Raw genomic sequence first — 2,363 nt, 5'->3', positions numbered from 1 at the left:
GCAGAGCTTGGGACACCCTCTCTGGCCTGCCGGCCATCTCCCCCACAAGGGGGGAGAAGACCCGCGGCGCGCTCCTTGCCTCAGTCGAGGCGCCTACGGTGCCGCGGGTTAAGTCCCTCCCCCTTGTGTGGGTTCGAAGGACGGGTCGAGACCGGCGGCTCGACCCCGAAAGGTGGGGAGAGCCTTTGCGGCATATGCGATAGCCTCCCCCTTGTGGGCTCCCACAAGGGGGAGGGACTAACCCAGCCTCACCGCCGAGCCCCGATTGAGACAAGGAGAGTGCCGCGAGTCTTCTCCCCCCTTGTGGGGGAGATGGCCGGCAGGCCAGAGAGGGTCTTTTTAATATGCGATAGCCCGGCCCTTGTGGCGGAGATGCCCGCCTTCGACAAAAGCTCAGGAGGACGGAGGGGGGGGCCACATCTGATAGCGCCGCTTTTGGCAGGCCGGTGCTTTCAGGGAAGGATGCGGCAGTGACGTTGGAGACGAGCTCGGCTAGGACCAGATCTCGAAGTCATGGAAATCAAGTTTCGCATGATTGTCGAGATGGGCAAAGACCACCGCCTTGTCCGCGCCGCTGCCGTCGTCGTCGAAAGACAGGGTGCCGGTGTGTGAATTGTAGAGAATGCGGTCGTTCTTGTCTTCCGCCGAGTTTGTTATGTCGTGGAAGATTTCCTTGAGGTGGCTGTTTCCGGTGATATCCCCGAACGGGCCGTTGAACGTCAACCCGATGATGATCTTGTCCTGGCCATGCGTGAAGTCGGTTATATGGTCGGCATTGTCCTTGCCGGTCGCCTCGAAAACGAACTGGTCTTTACCCGCATAACCCGTCAATACGTCGTTGCCGGAACCGCCGTTGAAAACATTTCCGGACGCGTTTCCGTAGAGTTTGTCATTGCCCGCTCTCCCGTAAAGGTCCAACTGAGCTGCTCCCAATTTCTCAACCTGCGCAAAGAGGCTGTCTGGGGTCAGTGAAGCCAATGACGGGATATGGACATAGACACTTCCTGGAGCTTCGCTATTGCCCACATACATATCGCCGATGGTCACCAGCTTGCCGTTGATCATCTCCTGGACTTCGGCGTAGCGGACATCTCCGGTGATGTCATTGTGGCCCGTCTTGGTCAGATTTCCCCAGACCTCGATATGATATTCCCGGCCATTTTCATTATAGCTGATATATCCGGAACCATAGGTTTGCGTTGCTTTGTCGTAGCTGCCAAGTGAAGAGCCGGAGGGCTTGCGGTTCAGGGTTTCCGGAAAAAGAAGTCGCGCGTTGAAGTCAGTCGTATATTCGGCTTCGATAATAACAGAATACGTCATGGTGCCCCCCTCGGCAGAACGCGACAAGGTTGCATAGTTTGTTTTTAAAACCGGGTCGACCGGAGTTGCGTGCTGCATTTTGTCGCAGATTTGCGCCGATCACTATTAAGGTTAAACTGGTTGTAGACTGGACAACGTTCCCGCGTTGTGGTTTTCTCTCAAGCATTACAACGAGGAACTTTCCTCGAACTCAAGAATTTTTGCCGGATTTTCGGTCGGTTACTTGTATCTTCTTTCCGGGCTGCCAATCATGGTCAAGAAGAAGGCGGGTTGACGACAAGAGGTGCAGGTATCGGAGGGGATCGGCATCGTCTGACGGTTTGACGGCAATCGCTCTTGTCGATCGTGTCGCGCAGGCAGGAGGGGGACGCAATGAGTATTCTCGAATGGCTGATTTCGGGGCGGAGGCAGTCCGGTGTTGCGACCAAGGATGATGATCCTGGCGAGGGTTCAGGCTCTGAATTGCATGACCTCTATCCCGTGGCCGACGATTTTGCTTTCCAGCTTCGACGGTATGGCCTGATCCGGGAAGATCACGTCGAGGCACTCTCCGGGCGTCTTGCAACAATGGCGACCGGCGGCAAGGGCTATCTGAGCATGGTCGAGTCGATCGTGTCGACCGGCCATCTGCTTCCGTCCGCTCGCCTGAAAGACCTTGGTCTGCCTGCCCGGCTCAAGATCAGCGAGCAGTATCTTGGTTACGTGGCGCCGAACGATGTGGGAAAATCGATCGAGGGGCTCGAATTTGCCATCGCTGTCGCCATGAGCCGGGCCAATCACCTGCATAATCTTCGGCGCATGACAGAGGCCGGAATCACCCATTGCCGTTTCTCCGGCCCGCATGACAAACGCCGAACCGCGTTCGAAGACAGGATGGACGGCAAGCGCATCACAATTCGGCAAGCACGGAAAATCGCAATCGAGCACGATGCGGAGATCAGCCGCAGCGTCTTTCTCGAGGAAGCGAAGTCCTGATCGCACTGTCTTCGGAAACGATGTCAGACGCCTGATTTTGACAGTTGCTGGTCGCCTATCTCCTCGGC

At 56.6% G+C, this 2,363-nt stretch carries 2 protein-coding genes; one reads left to right on the top strand and one right to left on the bottom strand.

Annotated features, from left to right (window positions below):
• Window positions 1-492: 492 nt before the first annotated feature.
• The gene (locus AC1D06_RS42445; protein ID WP_477991560.1) at window positions 493-1,398 is read right to left on the bottom strand and encodes a M10 family metallopeptidase C-terminal domain-containing protein; all 906 of its coding nucleotides are present in this window, start codon (window positions 1,396-1,398) and stop codon (window positions 493-495) included.
• 294 nt (window positions 1,399-1,692) lie between these two features.
• Between AC1D06_RS42445 and AC1D06_RS42440 the strand changes: the two genes are divergently transcribed.
• A complete protein-coding gene (locus AC1D06_RS42440; RefSeq protein WP_477991558.1) occupies window positions 1,693-2,295 on the top strand; it encodes a hypothetical protein in 603 nt (200 codons plus the stop codon).
• Window positions 2,296-2,363: the final 68 nt, after the last annotated feature.

The organism is Rhizobium sp. P2_G2, from assembly GCF_056403555.1.
This window is presented reverse-complemented; position numbering and strand designations above follow the sequence as displayed.